The organism is Jatrophihabitans sp. (assembly GCA_036399055.1).
GTDB lineage: Bacteria > Actinomycetota > Actinomycetes > Mycobacteriales > Jatrophihabitantaceae > Jatrophihabitans_A.
Genome location: DASWNX010000011.1, coordinates 41,346 through 57,829, shown reverse-complemented (window position 1 = coordinate 57,829; position 16,484 = coordinate 41,346). Strand labels below are relative to the sequence as shown.

At 70.6% G+C, this 16,484-nt stretch carries 14 protein-coding genes; 9 read left to right on the top strand and 5 right to left on the bottom strand.

Going from position 1 to position 16,484, the window contains the following annotated elements; translation table 11 throughout:
• The first annotated feature begins 7 nt into the window (after positions 1 to 7).
• Positions 8 to 1,117, top strand: a complete 1,110-nt coding sequence (mnmA, locus tag VGB75_03405) for a tRNA 2-thiouridine(34) synthase MnmA (GenBank protein HEY0166068.1) — start codon at positions 8 to 10, stop codon at positions 1,115 to 1,117.
• Entirely contained in the window at positions 1,114 to 2,109 is a 996-nt protein-coding gene (locus VGB75_03400; GenBank protein ID HEY0166067.1) for a methionine synthase, read from the top strand. Before mnmA ends, VGB75_03400 begins: the two co-directional genes overlap by 4 nt.
• Positions 2,110 to 2,142: 33 nt before the next feature.
• On the opposite strand, the gene VGB75_03395 is transcribed toward VGB75_03400, so the two are convergent.
• From VGB75_03395 to ald, 3 genes are all read right to left on the bottom strand, one after another.
• On the bottom strand, positions 2,143 to 4,227 hold the full coding sequence (locus VGB75_03395) for a glycogen debranching N-terminal domain-containing protein (GenBank protein ID HEY0166066.1): 2,085 nt from the start codon (positions 4,225 to 4,227) through the stop codon (positions 2,143 to 2,145).
• Between the two features lie 165 nt (positions 4,228 to 4,392).
• Complete coding sequence (locus tag VGB75_03390) at positions 4,393 to 5,670, bottom strand: FAD-binding oxidoreductase (protein HEY0166065.1); 1,278 nt, start codon at positions 5,668 to 5,670, stop codon at positions 4,393 to 4,395.
• Positions 5,671 to 5,786: 116 nt separating this feature from the next.
• The gene (gene ald / locus VGB75_03385) at positions 5,787 to 6,902 is read right to left on the bottom strand and encodes an alanine dehydrogenase (GenBank protein ID HEY0166064.1); all 1,116 of its coding nucleotides are present in this window, start codon (positions 6,900 to 6,902) and stop codon (positions 5,787 to 5,789) included.
• 225 nt (positions 6,903 to 7,127) lie between these two features.
• Between ald and VGB75_03380 the strand changes: the two genes are divergently transcribed.
• Positions 7,128 to 7,640, top strand: a complete 513-nt coding sequence (locus VGB75_03380; protein HEY0166063.1) for an Lrp/AsnC family transcriptional regulator — start codon at positions 7,128 to 7,130, stop codon at positions 7,638 to 7,640.
• 67 nt (positions 7,641 to 7,707) lie between these two features.
• Here the strand turns inward: VGB75_03380 and VGB75_03375 are convergent, their stop codons facing one another.
• Complete coding sequence (locus VGB75_03375) at positions 7,708 to 9,114, bottom strand: aspartate aminotransferase family protein (GenBank protein ID HEY0166062.1); 1,407 nt, start codon at positions 9,112 to 9,114, stop codon at positions 7,708 to 7,710.
• Positions 9,111 to 9,587, bottom strand: coding sequence for an Lrp/AsnC family transcriptional regulator (locus tag VGB75_03370; GenBank protein ID HEY0166061.1), 477 nt, complete (start codon positions 9,585 to 9,587; stop codon positions 9,111 to 9,113). The genes VGB75_03375 and VGB75_03370 overlap by 4 nt, the downstream gene beginning before the upstream one ends.
• 335 nt (positions 9,588 to 9,922) lie before the next feature.
• Between VGB75_03370 and VGB75_03365 the strand changes: the two genes are divergently transcribed.
• From VGB75_03365 to VGB75_03340, 6 genes are all read left to right on the top strand, one after another.
• On the top strand, positions 9,923 to 11,143 hold the full coding sequence (locus VGB75_03365) for a spermidine/putrescine ABC transporter substrate-binding protein (protein HEY0166060.1): 1,221 nt from the start codon (positions 9,923 to 9,925) through the stop codon (positions 11,141 to 11,143).
• On the top strand, positions 11,136 to 12,362 hold the full coding sequence (locus VGB75_03360; GenBank protein HEY0166059.1) for an ABC transporter ATP-binding protein: 1,227 nt from the start codon (positions 11,136 to 11,138) through the stop codon (positions 12,360 to 12,362). Before VGB75_03365 ends, VGB75_03360 begins: the two co-directional genes overlap by 8 nt.
• Positions 12,359 to 13,288, top strand: coding sequence for an ABC transporter permease (locus tag VGB75_03355; GenBank protein HEY0166058.1), 930 nt, complete (start codon positions 12,359 to 12,361; stop codon positions 13,286 to 13,288). The genes VGB75_03360 and VGB75_03355 overlap by 4 nt, the downstream gene beginning before the upstream one ends.
• Entirely contained in the window at positions 13,288 to 14,148 is an 861-nt protein-coding gene (locus VGB75_03350; GenBank protein HEY0166057.1) for an ABC transporter permease, read from the top strand. Before VGB75_03355 ends, VGB75_03350 begins: the two co-directional genes overlap by 1 nt.
• Before the next feature lie 93 nt (positions 14,149 to 14,241).
• Positions 14,242 to 15,255: an agmatinase gene (gene speB / locus VGB75_03345; GenBank protein HEY0166056.1), complete on the top strand. Its 1,014-nt coding sequence runs from the start codon at positions 14,242 to 14,244 to the stop codon at positions 15,253 to 15,255.
• 4 nt (positions 15,256 to 15,259) lie between these two features.
• A complete protein-coding gene (locus VGB75_03340; GenBank protein ID HEY0166055.1) occupies positions 15,260 to 16,480 on the top strand; it encodes a saccharopine dehydrogenase NADP-binding domain-containing protein in 1,221 nt (406 codons plus the stop codon).
• Positions 16,481 to 16,484: the final 4 nt, after the last annotated feature.

Sequence of the window (16,484 nt, the reverse complement as noted above, 5' to 3'; positions counted from 1 at the left end):
TGGTCGTATGAAGGTCCTGGCAGCCATGAGCGGTGGCGTCGACTCGGCAGTCGCCGCGGCCCGAGCGGTCGCCGCCGGCTGGGACGTGACCGGCGTCCACCTGGCGTTGTCGCGCCAGCCCGCCACGCTGCGCACCGGGTCCCGGGGCTGCTGCTCGCGCGAAGATGCCCACGACGCCCGGCGCACCGCCGACATCCTGGGCATCCCGTTCTACGTCTGGGACTTCGCCGAGCGCTTCCAGGCCGATGTGATCGACAACTTCATCGAGGAGTACCAGGCGGGCCGCACGCCCAACCCGTGCCTGCGGTGCAACGAGCAGATCAAGTTCTCCGCGCTGCTGGACCGGGCGCTGGCCCTCGGGTTCGACGCGGTGGTCACCGGTCACCACGCCCGGCTGGCCGACGGCTGGCTGAGCCGGTCGGTGGACGCGGCCAAGGACCAGTCCTATGTGCTGGCGGTGCTGACGCGTGAGCAACTGGCGCACGCGGTCTTCCCCCTCGGGGACTCCACCAAGGACGAGGTCCGCGCCGAGGCGGCGCGGCTGGGGCTGGCGGTCGCCACCAAGCCCGACTCGCATGACATCTGCTTCATCGCCGACGGCGACACCCAGGGCTTTCTGGCCAGCCGGCTGGGGGAGCGCCCCGGCGACATCGTCGACACCGACGGCGCGGTGCTCGGCGCGCACGCCGGGACTCATCAGTTCACCGTCGGCCAGCGCAAGGGACTGAACCTCAGCACCCCCAGCCCGACCGGCGAACCCCGCTATGTGCTGTCGATCCAGCCCAAGTCCAACACCGTGGTGGTGGGCAGCGCCGCGGACCTGGAGGTCACCGAGGTCCGGGGCGAGCGGCCGCTCTGGATCGCCGACGTGCCGACAGCGGCCTTCGACTGCCAGGTCCAGTTGCGGGCGCACGGCATGGTGTCGGCGGCGCGCGTCCATCTGGAGGCCGACGGCGTCCGCGCCGAGCTGAGGCAGTCCCAGCGCGGAGTCGCCGCCGGCCAGGCGCTGGTGATGTACGACGGCGACCGGGTGCTCGGCTCAGCCACCATCGCCGGCGCCGACAACGGCCCGCGCGCCGACCGGCCGTTCCAGCACAGCGCTGTCAACGCCGGATGAGCCACCCCTGGCCGGCCGGCGCCTCGACCGGGATCGGCTCGCTGCCCGGCGCCGACCCGGCTGAAGCCGTCCGGCTGGTGCTCGGCGAGGTCGGCGACCTGCCCTACCTGCCCGAGCTGCCCGGTCGCGGCTTCGGCGCCGACGCGGTCGCCCGCGCCGGCGCGCTGCTGATCGACTTTCCGGTGGAGTGGCAACCGCACGGCTGGACCGTCACCAGCTCCTCCGGACGCGACCTGGCGCGAGCTCGCGATCACCTCAACCGCGACCTGGACGCCCTCACCGAGCAGGCGCAGGGCGTGGCGCTGCTGAAAGTCTCGGTGTGCGGGCCGATGACGCTGGGCGCCGCCCTGGAACTGCCCAACCTGCACAAGGTGCTGACCGATCCCGGCGCCTTCCGCGCCCTGGCGGAGTCGCTGACCGAAGGCGTGCGGTCGCTGCTGGCCGACCTGGGCGCCCGGCTTCCGGGCACCGCGTTCGTGTTGCAGGTGGATGAGCCGGGCCTGCCGCAGGTGCTCAACGGCCAGGTGCCCACGCCGTCCGGGTACGGCACCGTCCGGTCGCTGCCCCGGTCGGTGGCCGGCCCGGCCCTGGCCGGCCTGCTCGAAGTCGCCGCGCCCGGGCACCGGGTGGTGCACTGCTGCGCCGGGCGAGTGCCCCTGGACCTGCTCGCCAGCTCCGGGGCCTCAGCGGTCTCGATCGACGCGGGCCTGATCACCAACGCCTCCCTCGACGTGCTGGGGGAGCTGGTCGAGGCCGGCGTCTCGCTGTGGTTGGGGGTGTTTCCCGGCCTCGACGCCCCGATCTCGGCCGACGCCGCGCGCAAGCAGATCCGGGAGCTCTGGGGCAAGCTGGGCTTCGATCCGAACCTGCTCGCTGGATCGGTCGTCCCGACGCCGTCCTGCGGCCTGGCCGGGGCCTCGTTGCCCTACGCCCGCCGGGTGATGTCGATGTTGACCGAGGTCGGCAGGTCGCTGCGCGACGGCTTGGACTGAGGCCTCGGCTGAGGCTGCCGGGACCCAGGCCGGTCAGCCGAGGGCGCTGGTGAGCGAGCCGTCGGCCGCCAACTCAACCGCCAGTGGCTGGCCGGCGAACCGCAGGCCGGTCACCGTCAGCTCGCCCACCGGCAGCGCGCCGTCGGGCCCCGGTCGCAGCGGCCGGAACTCCAGCGAGCCGGTCGGCGCGTCCGGCCGCGGACCCAGCAACGCCGCCATGATCGCGATCGAGGACGCGGCCGACCAGGCCTGTGGCCGGCACGAGGCCGGGTAGGGGACCGGGCCCCGGCCGGGTTCGGCGCGCTGGCCGCCGTAGAGCTCCGGCATCCGGTAGCCGAAGGCGGGGGCGGCTGCCAGCACTCCTGAGATCAGGCCGGCGGCCGCCTCGGCGGCGCCCGCGACCCCCTCAGCGGCGGCCGCCGCCAGGCCGGTGATGGCGATGGCGGTGTCATGGGTCCAGACCGAGCCGTTGTGGTAGCTCAGCGGGTTGAAGCCGGCCGAGGAGCCGGCCAGCGTGCGCAGCCCGAAGCCCGAGGACAACTCGGGCGAGCCGAGGCGCCGGGCGATCAGAGCCGACTCCTGCGGGGTCAGCAGCCCGAGCCCGAGCAGATGGCCCATGTTGGAGGCGACCGAGTCCACCGGCTCGCCGTGGCCGTCCAGCGCCAGCGCTGGATAGCCGCCCTGGTCGTCGCTGAGCCAGAACCGCTGCCTAAAGCGCTCGGCCAGCTCAGCGGCCCAGCCGCGCCAGCGCTGCGCGCCGGGACGGCCGAACGCCTCCAGCAGCGTCGCGCCGGCCATCGCTGCGGCGTAGCCGTAGGCCTGCACCTCGCTGAGGGCGATCGGGGCCTCGGCGAGCCGGCCGTCGCGAAACTGGATCGCCTCGCCGGAGTCCTTCCAGCCCTGGTTGGCCAGGCCGTGTCCTGAGCGGTCGGCGTAGCTGAGAAAGCCGTTGGCGTCCAAGGCGAAGTCGGCCATCCAGGCCAGCGCTCGCTCCAGGTTTCCGAGCAGCCGCTCGACCTCCGGCTCGGCCATGCCCCAGCGCCAGCTGTCGTGCAGCAGCAGGATCCACAGCGCAGTGGCGTCGACGGTGCCGTAGTAGGTGGCGGGCAGCCGCAGCCGCCGGTCCGGCTGGTGGCCGGAACCGTGCTCGGTGGCCGCCGCCCGGATCTCGTGCAGGATCTTGCCCGGCTCCTCGGCCGAGTCCCGGTCGACCCGGCTGCCCTGCCGGCGGGCCAGGACGCGCAGGGTGCCGGCGGCCAGCTCGGTGCCCAGCGGCAGCGACATCCGCGCAGAGATCAGGCAATCACGGCCGAACAGGGTCAGGTACCACGGCGCCCCGGCGCCGAAGAAGTGGTCGTGCGCGGCGGCCGGGTCGGCCAGCTCCAGCGCGGCCAGGTCAGCCACCGAGCGCGTCAGCAGGTTGCCCAACCGCGAGTCGCGGGCCCGGACGCTCGGCGTCGCCAGCTGGGACCGCCCGGCCGGCGCGCTCACCACCGGCGGCCTCGGGTCCAGCGCCGCGTACCGGACCTCGATCAGCGAGGTCTGGCCGTGCCCGAGGTCGACGTCCCAGCTAAGGGCAGCCGGCTGCAGGCTGATCTGGGCCGGGGCGGGAAAGGCGCTGGCACTGACCCGGACGCCTTCGGGCCCGTCCCAGCCCAGGCCGCCGGTCAGCCTGGCGGCGGCAAGCGGCGGGCCGGCGTCACCGGCTTTCACCGCGGCGATGCCGGCCAGGTCGCAGGCCAGCTCGAGGGTGAGCCTGGTGCGCACCGGCAGCCGGGCCATGGAGGTGATGGCCACCGACTCGCTGGCCCCCGATCCCGAGACGGCCCAGCGCCGCTCGATCCAGACGGTCGGGTCAGCGCCCGGGTCGCCGAGCCCGCGCGCCACCGACACGCTGCGGGCGCCGCCGGAACCGACCGGCTCGGCGGAGATCGGCGCCAGCTCGGCGCCGGCCACCGTCAGCACCGACCGGGACAGGATCCGGCGGTCGGCCAGGTACACGCCCTGCGCGCCGCCGTCCCTGAGCTGGCCGTCCGGATCGGTCAACGCCAGCGCCGGCGCCGCCACGCAGACGAGCAGCTCGTGCAGGTAGGGCTGGCGGCCCGCCGCGTCGGTCATCTCAGCCTCCTGGCTCTTCGCGCGAGCGCTCATCGCCGGATGAGGTCCGCTCCTCGGCGCTGTCGCGCCTGCGATGCTCCCTCATCTGGCCTCCTGGCTCTTCGCGCGAGCGCTCATCGCCGGATGAGGTCCGCTCCTCGGCGCTGTCGCGCCTGCGATGCTCGGTCATCTGCCGAGCACGCGGTTCACGGTGGTGGCCAGCCGCGACGGCCGGCCGTGGCGGTCCTCGGCCCGGTCGGCCCAGCTCATCGCCCGCAGGCCGGCGTTGGCGCCCAGCCAGCGCAACGGCTCGAACTCCCAGTCCGGGGATCGGTGACCGACCCACGGCAGGCTCGTCAGCTCGCTGCCGCGGCCCAGCGCCAGGTCAGTCAACGTCCGGCCGGCCAGATTGGTGGCGGCCACGCCGTCGCCGGCATAACCGCCGGCCCAGCCCAGGCCGGTCGAGCGGTCCAGGCCGACCGAGGGATGCCAGTCCCGGGTGATGCCCAGCGGCCCGCCCCAGCTGTGGCTGATCGGCACGTCGGCTGCGACCGGCAGCAACTGCGCCAACGCCGTTCGCAGCGCTGCGAACACCGCCGGCGCCCGGTCGTACTCGGGCGAGATCCGGGAGCCGAAGTGGTACGGGGCGCCGCGCCCGCCGAACAGCAGCCGGTCGTCGGCGCTGCGCTGGCCGTAGATGATCAGGTGGCGAAAGTCGGTGAAGGTCTGCCTGGATGCCAGGCCGATCTGCTGCCAGCTGCGTTGCGGCAACGGCTCGGTGGCGATCATCAGCGAGTACACCGGCGCGACGCTTCGCCGCTGCCCCGGCAGCCGAGCGCTGAATCCCTCGGTCGCCCGGATGACCAGCTCGGCGCGCAGGTCGCCGTGCCGGGTGCGCACCCGGCCGGGTTCGATGCTCAGCGCGGGGGTCTGCTCATAGAGGGACACGCCAAGCTCCACCACCCGGCGGGCCAGGGAGCGGGCCAGCTTGGCCGGGTGGATCGCCGCGCAGTGCCGGGTGTAGACGCCGCCGAGCACCGAGGTGGCGGCCAACTGCTGTGAGGCCGCGGCAGCGTCGAGCAGCTCGACGTCCTCGACGCCGAAGCCGAACGCCCTGGCCTGCTCGACCTCCTCGGCGGCCCGGCGCAGCTGGGGTCGGCTGCGGGCCAGCGAGACGGCGCCGCCGGCCGCCCAGTCAGCGTCCAGGCCGTCGTCCTGGATGACCCGGCCGACCTCGGTGACTGCTGCCTGCATGGCGCGGTACTGCCGCACGGCGGCGTCACGGCCGTGCTCGCGGGCCAGCCGGGGCAGTGACACCGGGTACAGCGCCGAGCACCAGCCGCCGTTGCGTCCGGAGGCGCCGAACCCGGCCACCTCCGCCTCGATGACGGCGATCCGCAGCGCCGGGTCGGCGCGGGCCAGGTAGTACGCCGTCCACAAGCCGGTGTAGCCGGCGCCCACGATGGCGACGTCGACTGCCCGCTCGCCCGGGCCGGCGGTGGCCAGCGACGGACGCGGGGTCAGATCGTCGCCGGCGGTGGCGTGCCAGAACGACAGGCTGCGGTAATCGGTGGCAGGGGTTATGCGAGCACCTCGGTGATGGCCCGGCTCTCATAGCCCAAGGCCTGGCCGACCTGGGCGTTGGTGAGCTCACCGGCGTGGGTGCTCAGGCCCAGCGCCAGCGCCGGGTCCGAGCGCAGCGCGTCCTGCCAGCCGCGGTTGGCCAGCTCCACCGCGTAGGGCAGCGTGACGTTGGTGAGCGCGTAGGTCGAGGTGTGCGGCACGGCGCCGGGCATGTTGGCGACGCAGTAGAACATCGAGTTGTGCACCGCGTAGGTCGGGTCGGCGTGGGTGGTCGGCCGCGAGTCCTCGAAGCAACCGCCCTGGTCGATGGAGATGTCGACCAGGACCGAGCCGGGCTTCATCCGCGACACCAGGTCGTTGCTGATCAGCGTCGGGGCCTTGGCGCCGGGGATCAGCACCGCGCCGATCACCAGGTCGGCGTCGAGAACCGCCCGCTCGACCTCGTAGGCGTTGGAGGCGATGGTCTGGCAGTGGCCCCGGTAGATGGCGTCCATCTGGCGCAGCCGGGCGACGTTGCGGTCCAGCAGCAGCACCTCGGCCTGCATGCCGAGCGCGATGGTGGCCGCGTTCTGGCCCGACACCCCGGCGCCGATCACCACGACCTTGGCCGCGTAGGTGCCGGGGACGCCGCCCATCAGCACGCCGCGTCCGCCGCCGTGGCGCATCAAGTGGTACGAGCCGACCTGCGGGGCCAGCCGGCCGGCCACCTCCGACATCGGGGCCAGCAACGGCAGCGAGCCGTCGGGCAGCTGGACGGTCTCATAGGCGATCGAGGTGGTGCCGGCCTTGAGCAACGCGTCGGTGCAGTCGCGTCCGGCGGCCAGGTGCAGGTAGGTGAACAGGACCTGGTCCGAGCGCATCCGGCCGTACTCCTCGGCGATGGGCTCCTTGACCTTGAGGATCAGGTCACCGGCGGCCCAGACGTCGTCGGCGTGGGGCAGGATCTCCGCGCCAGCCGCCACGTAGTCCTGGTCGGGAATCGAGGACCCGACACCGGCCTCGGCCTCGACGTAGACCTGGTGGCCGTTGCGGACCAGCTCATTGACGCCCGAGGGCGTGATCGCCACCCGGTACTCGTGGTTCTTGACTTCGCGGGGGATGCCGACCTTCATGACGTTTCCTCTTCCATCGACGTTGACAGCTGATGAGACGTGCTGACCGGACAGCTCGTCCAGTAGCGCCGGCCCCCTGTGCCCGCTGAGCCTAGGGAACTAACTCCAAACAATGAAGCTTTGCCTGCTGGATTACTAGTGAAGTGAAGTAAATTCTGTCAGAGTGCCTATATGTCCCCCACAGGTTCGGAGCGACCCGGCCAGCCTGGCATTCCGTCGAACAGCGTGCGGGAGCTGACGCGCGCGCGACGCGCCGACGCCGGCGGTCGGTCGCCCGATCAGGCAGCCGGCCTGGACCTGGTGGACCGCGCGATCCTGCGGGCGCTGACCGCCGACGCCCGGATACCGAACAACGCCCTGGCCGACCTGGTCGGGATAGCGCCCTCGACCTGCCTGGGCCGGGTGCGGTCGCTGCGCGAGCGGGGGGTGATCCGCGGCTTTCACGCCGACATCGACCCGGCGTCGGTGGGCCGTGCCATCCAGGCGATGATCGCCGTCCGCATGCAGTCCCACGCTCGCAGCCACATCGCCGAGTTCGCCGCGACCGTGTCGCAGCTTCCCGAGGTGCTCAACGTGTTCTTCCTGGCCGGCGCCGATGACTTCTTGCTGCATGTGGCTGCCCGCGACACCGAGAACCTGCGCAACTTCGTCGTCGTCAATCTCAGCGGCAACCCCGACGTCGCCCTGACCGAGACGAACCTGATCTTCGAGCACATCCGGTCCGGGGCCGGCTACTGAGCCAGGCCGAACGCGGCCCCGAGGCGTGCCCGACGCGGGCACGCCTCGGGACCGTGGCGACTAGTGCCTAGATCTGGTTGGCGCCCTCGGTCAGCACCGCGCGCAGGATCTGCTCGATCTCGTCGAACTCGGCTTGGCCGCAGATCAGCGGCGGAGCCAGCTGGATGACCGGGTCCCCGCGGTCATCGGCGCGGCAGTACAGCCCGGCCTCGAACAGCGCCTTGGACAGGAAGCCTCGCAGCAGCCGCTCGGCCTCGTCGTCGTTGAAGGTCTCCTTGGTGGCCTTGTCCTTGACCAGCTCGATCCCGTAGAAGTAGCCGTCGCCCCGGACGTCGCCCACGATCGGCAGATCCGTCAGCTTCTCCAGCGTCGAGCGGAAGGCGTTCTCGTTGTCCAGCACCCGCTGATTGAGGCCCTCCCGCTCGAAGATGTCGAGGTTGGCCAGCGCGACCGCCGAGGACACCGGGTGGCCGCCGAAGGTGTAGCCGTGCGGGAAGAAGGTGGCGCCCTGCAGGAACGGCTCGACCAGCCGTTCGGAGACGATGCAGGCGCCGATCGGGGAGTAGCCCGAGGTCATGCCCTTGGCGCAGGTGATCATGTCGGGGACGTAGTCGTACTTCTGGCCGCCGAACATCGTGCCCAGCCGGCCGAAGGAGCAGATCGTGTCGTCGGACACCAGCAGCACGTCGTACTGGTCGCAGATCTCACGCACGCGCTGCATGTAGCCCGGCGGCGGCGGGAAGCAGCCGCCGGAGTTCTGCACCGGCTCCAGGAAGACCGCCGCGACCGACTCCGCGCCCTCCATGAGGATGGCGGCCTCGATCTGGTTGGCAGCCCACAGGCCGAACATCTTCAGGTCATCGCCGTAGACCGGTGCCCGGTAGAAGTTGGTGTTGGCCACCTTGTGCGCGCCTGGCACCAGCGGCTCGAACATCGTCTTGGCGGCGGGGATGCCGGTGAGCGCCAGCGCCCCCTGCGGGGTGCCGTGGTAGGCGACGTAACGCGAGATCACCTTGTGCTTCTCGGGCTTTCCGGTGAGCTTGAAGTACTGCTTGGCCAGCTTCCAGGCCGTCTCGACCGCCTCGCCGCCACCGGTGGTGAAGAACACCCGGTTCAGGTCGCCGGGGGTGTGGGCGCTCAACCGCTCGGCGAGCTCGATGGCCTTGGGGTGGGCGTAGGACCAGATCGGGAAGTAGGCCAGTTCGCTGGCCTGCCGGCTGGCGGCCTCGGCCAGCTCCCGGCGCCCGTGCCCGGCCTGCACGGTGAACAGGCCGGACAGCCCGTCCAGGTAGCGCCTGCCCTGGATGTCATAGACGTAGGCGCCCTCGCCCCGCTCGATGATCGGCACCGGCGAGTCCTGGTAGGAGGAAAGCCGGGTGAAGTGCATCCAGAGGTGGTCACGGGCAGAGTCGGAGAGCCGCTCGGCCCGCTCGCTGTCGTAGTTGGTGCTCGGTTCAAAGCTGCTGGCTGTCATGCGATACCCCAGTTGTAGGTTTGTTTCTTGAGTTTCAGGTACATGAATGTCTCGGTGCGGCGGACGCCGGCAAGCTTTCGGATCCGCTCGTTGATCAGCTCCAGCAAGTGCTCGTCGTCGACCACGACAGCCTCGGCGAGGATGTCGAAGGAGCCCGCTGTCAGCACCACGTACACCAGCTCGGGAATCTCGGCCAGCGCCGAGGCCGCGCTTTCCAGGTCGCCCTCGATGTTGATGCCGATCATCAGCTGGCGGGCGAAGCCGATCTGCTGCGGGTCGGCCACCGCCACGATCTGCACGGCGCCGGACTCGATCAGCTTCTGCACACGCTGGCGGACTGCCGCCTCGGACAACCCGACCGCCTTGCCGATGCTGGCGTAGGGCCGCCGTCCGTCCTGCTGCAGCTGCTCGACGATGGCTTTGGAGGTGTCGTCCAGTTGCGGGCGGGCGGACTGGCGCCGAGAAACTGCCATAGAACGAATAGTGCAGTAGTGGATGGCATAACGCAAGTGAATCCGAAGCAAAATGACTCTGAGAGGGCCCATATCGTGCGCTCGGGTGTCGACCGCTGGAACAAAGAGCCCGCTGCGCCGGCTGGGCTGGCCGCAACGGCCGGCCCGGGGCGGGGCGAGCCGGCGGCCTGCGCCTGGCCCGGTGGAAGTCCCTGCCTGCGTGGAGAACCGGCAGCCGAATCGTTCTGCGATTGCCGCTCACGCCTGCGACGAAGATGTGACCATCCCTGGCTAGCATGGCCTAGATCCGATGGCGTCCACAGGCGTCGCGCCCGATCGAACGAGGGAGACATCCGATGACCGACCGCCCTACCGATCGGGATCACGACTTCGACCGCGCCCTCACCCGGGGCCTGCTCAGCCGCCGGACCATGCTCGCCGGAATCGGGGGCGCGGGGCTGGCAAGCCTGCTGGCCGCCTGCGGCACCAAGGGCACCGCGACCAAGGCCGACCCGTCCTCGCAGGCGGCGGCGGACCGCTCGGACACCGAGAAGGTCCTCAGCTGGTCCAACTGGCCCGAGTACATCGACGTCAATGACGACACCCAGGCCCACCCCACCCTGGACGCCTTCAGCAAGCAGACCGGCATCAAGGTCACCTACACCGAGGACTACAACGACAACGACGAGTTCTTCGCCAAGGTGCAGCCGCAACTGCGCGCCGGCGCTGACACCGGCCGCGACCTGTGGTGCTCCACCGACTGGATGGTGGCCAAGCTGATCCGGTTGAACTGGGTGCAGGAGCTGGACAAGGCCAACATCCCCAACGCCAAGAACGTCCAGGACACCCTGGCCGACGTCGAGTTCGACCCCGGACGCAAGTTCTCGCTGCCCTGGCAGTCCGGCTTCACCGGCATCGGCTACAACCCCAAGGCCACCGGCGGCAAGAAGATCGAGACGTTCGAGCAGCTGCTCACCGACAAGGCGCTCAAGGGCAAGGTCACCCTGCTCACCGAGATGCGCGACACCGTCGGCATGGCGCTGCTGGCGATGGGCAAGGACCCCGCCAAGTTCACCGACGCCGACTTCGACGCCGCCATCGCGCAACTGGCCGAGGCCAAGGAGAGCGGCCAGCTCAAGGGCTTCACCGGCAACGAGTACGGCAAGGGCCTGGCCTCCGGCGACATCGCCGCGTGCCTGGCCTGGACCGGCGACGTGGTGCAGCTCAAGGCCGACAACCCGAGCCTGGGGTACACGCTGCCCTCGACCGGCCATCTGATCTGGTCGGACAACTTCGTGATCCCGAACAAGGCCAAGCACAAGAAGAACGCCGAGATCCTGATCAACTACTTCTACGACCCGAAGGTCATGGCGCAGGTCGTGGGCTACGTCAACTACATCTCGGTGGTCAAGGGCGCTGAGGACATCCTGGTCGCCGAGGACCCCGACGTCGCCAACAACCCGCTGATCTTCCCTTCCGAGGAGGTGCTGGGCCGGGCGCATGTCTTCCGCGGTCTCACCGAAGAAGAGGAGACCAAGTACAACAAGGCATTCCAGGCTCTGACCACCGGTGGCTGAGCCGTTGCGGCAAGAGTCGGCCAGCGCGCTGGACAAGTCGGCCCCGGCCCGTTCAGGCGCGACGCCTGCGGGCGGGTCCCCGGACTCCGGCGATCTGACGCTGACCTCGCTGACCAAGCGGTTCGGTCCGTTCACCGCCGTGGACTGTCTGGACCTGAGGATCGCGCAGGGCTCGTTCTTCGCGCTGCTGGGCCCGTCCGGCTGCGGCAAGACCACCACCCTGCGGATGGTCGCCGGGCTCGAGCAGCCGACGCACGGCGAGATCCGGATCGGCAGCCGCGACATCACCTACGACAAGGCCTACCGGCGTCCGGTCAACACCGTCTTTCAGAGCTACGCGCTGTTTCCGCACCTGAGCGTCTGGGAGAACGTCGCGTTCGGCCTCAAGCGGCGGCGTTCGGCGCAGGTGGACAAGCAGGTCGCCGAGGTGCTGGAGCTCACCGAGCTGCAGACGCTGGCCCGGCGCAAGCCCGCGCAGCTGTCCGGCGGCCAGCAGCAGCGGGTGGCCCTGGCCCGCGCCATCGTCAACAAGCCGGCGGTGCTGCTGCTCGATGAGCCGCTGGGCGCCCTGGACCTGAAATTGCGCCGTCAGATGCAGGTGGAGCTCAAACGAATCCAGACCGAGGTCGGGCTGACCTTCGTGCACGTCACCCACGACCAGGAGGAGGCCATGACGATGGCCGACACCATCGCGGTGATGAACGCCGGACGGATCGAGCAGCTCGGCGCGCCGGCTGACCTCTATGAGAACCCGGCCACCACCTTCGCGGCGAACTTCCTGGGCCAGTCCAACCTGATCCGCGCCACCGTCGGGCAGCGGCAGTCGGGTTCGGCGACGGTGGCGCTGCCCAGCGGGACTGTGCGGGTGCCGGCTGACCGGCTGCCCAGCGGGATCGAGGAGGTGTGGGTCGGCGTCCGGCCCGAGAAAATCACCGTGCACGGTGAGACCGCGCACGGCCAACCGGTCGAGCCGGCCGCCGGCCTGAACCAGATCACTGGCGTCGTCACTGACGCCAGCTTCATGGGGGTCAGCACCCAGTACCTGGTCCGCACGCCCTGGGACCAGCAGTTGACGGTGTTCGAGCAGAATCGCAGCGCCGCCCTCCACCGGCCCGGTGACCGGGTCAGCCTGAGCTTCGCCGCCGAGCACACCTTCGCCCTCGACGCCGGCCAGGACAGCGCGGCCGGCATCGACCTCGACGGCGAGGCGGCCGGATGACCAGCGGCGCCCAGTCCCGCGGCGTTCAGGCCGTCGCTGAGCCCGACGCCGTCCGGCCACGGCGGCGGGTCGCCGGCATGCCGTACTTCCTGCTGCTGCCGGGCCTGTTGTGGCTCGCGGTGTTCTTCGTGATCCCGATGATCTTCCTGCTGTCCCAGTCGCTGCAGACCGGCACCCTGGAGACGGGCTACCAGCTGACCTTCCACTTCGCCACCTACACCGACTCGCTACAGCAGTTCTCCCGGCAGTTCCTGCGCTCGTTCCAGTACGCCTTCCTGGCCACCGTGCTGGCGCTGCTGATCGGCTACCCACTGGCCTACGCCATCGCGCTGAAGTCCGGCCGGTTCAAATCGGTGCTGCTGGTGATGGTCATCGCCCCGTTCTTCACCAGCTTCCTGCTGCGGACGCTGGCCTGGCAGACGATCCTGAACTCCGACGGCCTGGTGATGAAGTTCTTCCGCGGCACCCACCTGATCGAGCTGACCAGCGCGCTGGGCTGGACCAACGGCAGCCAACTGCTGAGCTCGCCGCTGGCCGTGGTGACCGGCCTGACCTACAACTTCCTGCCGTTCATGATCCTGCCGCTGTTCGCCAGCCTGGACCGCTTGGACCCGCGGCTGCTGGAGGCGGCCGGCGACCTGTACGCCACCCCGTTCACCGCCTTCCGCCGGGTCACGCTGCCGATGTCGATGCCCGGCGTGGTCGCGGGCACGCTGCTGACCTTCATCCCGGCGGCCGGGGACTACATCAACTCCCGGCTGCTGGGCAATCCGAACACCGCGATGATCGGCCAGGTGATCGAAGGCTATTTCCTGCGCATCAACGACTACCCGACCGCCGCCGCGCTGTCGTTCGCGCTGATGCTGACCATCCTGGTGCTGGTCTCGGTCTACATCCGCAAGTCCGGGACCGAGGAGCTGGTCTGATGGTCGCGACCATGCCCCGCGGCCGCGCCGCCGTCGCCGCGCCGCCCGCCCGCCGCCGCAGGTCGCCATGGGCGGTGCTGCGCGAGAACGTCGTCTGGGTGGTGGCGGTGCTGGCGTTGGTCTACCTGCTGCTGCCCAACCTGGTGGTGGTGCTGTTCTCCTTCAACAAGCCCAACGGCCGCTTCAACTACACCTGGCAGCGGTTCTCCTTCGACGCCTGGCTGAACCCGTGCGGGGCGCCGGGGATGTGCGAGTCGCTGAGCCTGTCGCTCAAGATCGGGGTGGCGGCCACGCTGGTCTCGACGCTGTTCGGGACGATGATCGCCTTCGCGCTGGCCCGGTACCGCTTCCGCGGCCGCACCGGGTCCAACCTGCTGATCTTCCTGCCGATGGCCACTCCCGAAGTGGTGATGGGCTCGTCGTTGCTGACGCTCTTCGTCAGCTCGGGGATACCGCTGGGCCGGATCACCATCCTCATCGCGCACATCATGTTCTGCCTCAGCTACGTGGTCGTCACCGTCAAGGCCCGCATCGCCGGCCTGGACCCGCGGCTGGAGCAGGCGGCCGCTGACCTGTACGCCAACGAGCTGCAGACCTTCCGCCGGATCACGCTGCCACTGGCCGCTCCGGGTATCGCGGCCGGCGCGCTGCTGGCGTTCTCGCTGTCCTTCGATGACTACATCATCACCAACTTCAACGCCTCCAACGCCTCGATCACCTTTCCGATGTACGTCTGGGGCGCGGCGGCGCGCGGAACGCCGGTGCAGATCAACGTGATCGGGACGGCGATGTTCGTGCTGGCGGTGCTAGCGGTGGCGATCGGCCAGCTGGCCGGGCGCCGTCGCCGTCGCAGTCGTTGAGGCGATGACCGACCACTCGGCCACCGCCGGTTCGGCGGCGCCGCGACCGCCCAGGTCGCGGGCCGGTTCGCAACACTGGTAACTGGAGGAGACATGGCGCGCTACGGCGCACAGTTCGGCCCCGACATCACCTTTCTGGGTGTGCCCCGATGTGACTGGGCCGATCCGGGCAGTTATCCCGACGCGGACGTGGTGATCCTCGGCGCGCCGTTCGACGGCGGCACCTCGCACCGTCCGGGCACCCGGTTCGGCCCGCAGTTCATCCGGCAGAGCTGCTACCTGGCCCACGACGGCAGCCGGCCGTCGCTGGCGATGCGGGTGGACGGCCTGCGTGACCTGGTGGTCTATGACGCCGGGGACGTGGAGCTGTTCTCCGGCGACGCCGAGCGCTCGGTGCGCGACCTGCAGGTGGCGGTGCACGCGGTGACCGCCACCGGGGCGATCCCGCTGATCCTGGGCGGCGATCACACCATCGCCTGGCCCGACGCTGCCGGGGTCGCCCAGCACCTGGGCCAGGGCAGGGTGTCGATGATCCACTTCGACGCGCACGCCGACACCGGTGACATCGAGTTCGGCTCGCTGGTCGGGCACGGCCAGCCGATGCGCCGGCTGATCGAGTCAGGCGCCGTGCGCGGAGACCGGTTCCTGCAGATCGGGCTGCGTGGCTACTGGCCGCCGCCGGAGACGCTGGACTGGATGGCCGAGCAGGGCATGCGCTCCTACGAGATGACCGAGATCACCGCCCGTGGCCTGGAGGCCTGCCTCACCGAGTCGTTCGCAATCGCCATGGACGAGTGCGACGGGGTGTTCCTGTCGGTCGACATCGACGTCTGCGACCCGGGCCACGCGCCGGGAACCGGGACGCCTGAGCCGGGTGGCCTGACCTCCCGGCAACTGCTGGACGCGGTCAGGAGGATCTGTTACGAGCTGCCGGTCGTGGGGATCGACCTGGTCGAGGTGTCACCGCCCTACGACCACGCCGACATCACCTCCTTCCTGGCCAACCGGGTGGTGCTGGAGTCGTTGTCGGCGATCGCCCGGCGGCGCAAGGACGCCGCCGACGGCACCCGCTGGGACCCGTTCCAACCGCTGCTGGACGGCCGGTGACCCCGTGCGGTTGCTGATTCTGGGCGCCGGCGGGGTGGGCTCGGCGGTGGCCAAGATCGCGGCCCGGCGGCCGTTCTTCGAACACGTGCTGCTGGCCGACTACGACCTGGCACGCGCGCGACGGGCCGCGGCTGAAGCCGGGGACCCGCGGCTGGCGGCGGTTCAGCTGGACGCCTCCGATGAGGCGGCGATCAGCCGGCTGCTCACCGAGCAGCGCGTCGACGCCGTCCTCGGGGCGACCGACCCGCGGTTCACCATGCCGATCTTCCGGGCCGCGTTGGCTTCGGGCACGCACTACCTGGACATGGCGATGTCGCTGTCGCGCCCGCACCCGCGGGACCCGTTCTCCCGGACCGGCGTGAAGCTGGGTGACGAGCAGTTCGCGATGGCGCCCGACTGGGAGCGGGCCGGCAAGCTGGCCCTGGTCGGCATCGGCGTCGAGCCGGGCCTGTCCGACGTGCTGGCCCGCTACGCCAGTGACCACCTGTTCTCAGAGATCGACCACCTGGGCGTGCGCGACGGGGCGAACCTGGAGGTGCTGGACTCCGCCGGACAGCCGATGTTCGCGCCCACCTTCTCCATCTGGACCACCATCGAGGAGTGCCTGAACCCGCCGGTGATCTACGAGGCCGGCCGCGGCTGGTACACCACCGAGCCGTTCAGCGAGCCTGAGGTCTTCGACTTCCCCGAGGGGATCGGCCCGGTCGAGTGCGTCAACGTCGAGCACGAAGAGGTGCTGCTGATGCCCCGCTGGCTCAAGGCCAAGCGGGTCGACTTCAAGTACGGGCTCGGCGCGGAGTTCATCGGGGTGCTGCGCACGCTGCACCGGCTGGGCCTGGACTCGGTGACGCCGCTGCGAGTGGGCCAGGCGTTGGTCAGCCCGCGCGACGTGGTGGCCGCCGCCCTGCCCGACCCGGCCAGCCTGGGGGACCGGATGCGCGGCAAGACCTGCGCGGGGGTGTGGGTCCGCGGCCGGGGCGTCGACGGCCGGCCGCGATCGAGCTACCTCTACCACGTGGTGGACAACGAGTGGTCGATGGCCGAGTACGGCTGCCAGGCGGTGCTCTGGCAGACCGCGGTCAACCCGGTGGTGGCCCTGGAGCTGATCGACAGCGGCGTCTGGGCCGGGGCCGGCGTGCTCGGCCCGGAGGCCTTCGACGCCGCGCCCTTCCTGGAGCTGCTGGCCGGCGACTACCAGTCGCCGTGGGGGATCAGCGAGCTCTGAAGCT